We start from the raw sequence: 1460 nt of genomic DNA, 5'->3' as shown, positions 1-1460 counted from the left end.
CCTGCGCCGGGGAGCTGAAGTCAGGCGGGGGCAGCAGGGAACTGGCGTTGGCGGCACCGCCATGGGAGCCGCCCCGGCCACCGCGGTTGATGGTGATGTTGATCGGCGGGGTGATCGATCCGCCGAGTGCGCCGACGAATCCGCCCGCGGCGGCGCCGGCCGCGGCGAACTTGTTCGGCTTGTTGGCACCGCCGGTGCCACTACGCGTCGTGGTTGCCATCAGACGACGTCTCCTAACGGGTCAGTGGGAGCGGCGGACGATCAGCCATGCCGTCTGGGCGACGATGAGGGTGAGCAGCCAGAGAAGCTCCAGCGGCCCGGCCAGCGGCCCGAACGCGGTCGCCAGCGCCATCCAGGCCCCGGCGATCGTGGCGAGCGAGGCCAGGGCGATGCGCCAGGCGAGCACGTGGCCGCGGGCGGGGCGGCGACGCTGGACGACGCCGAACCACAGCACCGGGCCGGCAGCCAACGGCGCGACCAGCAGCCAGGACCACCAGGCCAGCACGTGCAGCAGCCCGGTGACGGGGAACGCCAGCAGCGCCAGGCCGGTCGGGGCGAGCGCGGTACGGGCCTTCCACAGCGTGCGTCCCAGGAAGCCGAGCGCTTCGCGGGTCAGGGACGGGCGCTCGGGGATGACGACCACGAACGGCTGCGCGCCGCGCCGGCCGCGCTGGCGGGGAATGTGGATGGTGTGGATACCCGCGGCCGACTTCCCGCCACGGGAACGGATACGACTGGACACAGCAGAACTCCTAGATCGAAAGGAACGAGCGGGGTGCTGTGCAGGTCAGGCCGCTGTCCGACCCTCGGGGAACGCACACGGGACGCACATCCCGAGCGAGGCGGGGATGACGTAGCCCGCGTCCGTGCGGCACTGCGGGCACGTCCGGCGGGCGGCGAGCGCCCGGGTCAGGGCTGCTCGGCGGGCCGGGGTCATCGGCCGGACGGGCTTGGCGGCGTCGATGCGGTAGAGGTAGGCGACCAGTGGCGGCCGGCCGCGCCGCGGACGGCGCAGCTCTGCGACGACGTCCTGACCGCCCGGCCTGAGCCCTGCGGCGCGCAGTTGGCGGCGCGTAGCCAACCCGTCCGGCGCCAGCCGCCACCGGTAGACGGGCAGGGCCGCGGCGGTCACTGGGCCGCGCCTTCAAGGACGGGAGCGGTCTGTTCGGCCGTTTCGCGGTGTTCCTGGTAGCGGGTGGATACCCAGCCCACCGACCAGCCCGTCAGCTCGGCCGCGGACCGTACCGGCAGACCGGCCGTGAACGCCGTGTGCACCACGTGGCGGGCCTGGTCCTCAGGCAGCTTCTCGACGGGCGGTCCGGCAGCCAGCAGTGCGGCGCGTTCACGCTCCGCCTGCTCGGCACGGGCCTGGCGTTCACGCTGTTCACGCTGCGCCTCCCGACGCTGCTGCTCCTCGCGGTGGGCGGCGGCCTGCCTCTCGCGTTGTTCACGCTCGGCCT

The 1460-nt window shown here is 73.6% G+C and carries 2 protein-coding genes and 2 pseudogenes; all 4 read right to left on the bottom strand.

Translation table 11 applies throughout. From position 1 onward, the window contains the following. A pseudogene (locus GPJ59_RS36175) lies at positions 1–220 on the bottom strand (plasmid transfer protein TraA); the annotation flags it as partial. A 21-nt stretch (positions 221–241) separates the two neighbouring features. Then, positions 242–742 carry a hypothetical protein gene (locus GPJ59_RS36170; protein ID WP_219672348.1) on the bottom strand — a complete coding sequence of 167 codons (501 nt, stop codon included), beginning with the start codon at positions 740–742 and terminating at the stop codon, positions 242–244. A gap of 45 nt (positions 743–787) precedes the next feature. After that, the gene (locus tag GPJ59_RS36165) at positions 788–1132 is read right to left on the bottom strand and encodes an RRQRL motif-containing zinc-binding protein (protein ID WP_308120696.1); all 345 of its coding nucleotides are present in this window, start codon (positions 1130–1132) and stop codon (positions 788–790) included. Then, positions 1129–1460 (bottom strand): annotated as a pseudogene (locus tag GPJ59_RS36160) (DUF2637 domain-containing protein); the annotation flags it as partial. The gene GPJ59_RS36165 and the pseudogene GPJ59_RS36160, both read right to left, overlap by 4 nt.

The organism is Streptomyces bambusae (assembly GCF_019400985.1).
Taxonomy (GTDB): domain Bacteria; phylum Actinomycetota; class Actinomycetes; order Streptomycetales; family Streptomycetaceae; genus Streptomyces; species Streptomyces bambusae_A.
This window is presented reverse-complemented; position numbering and strand designations above follow the sequence as displayed.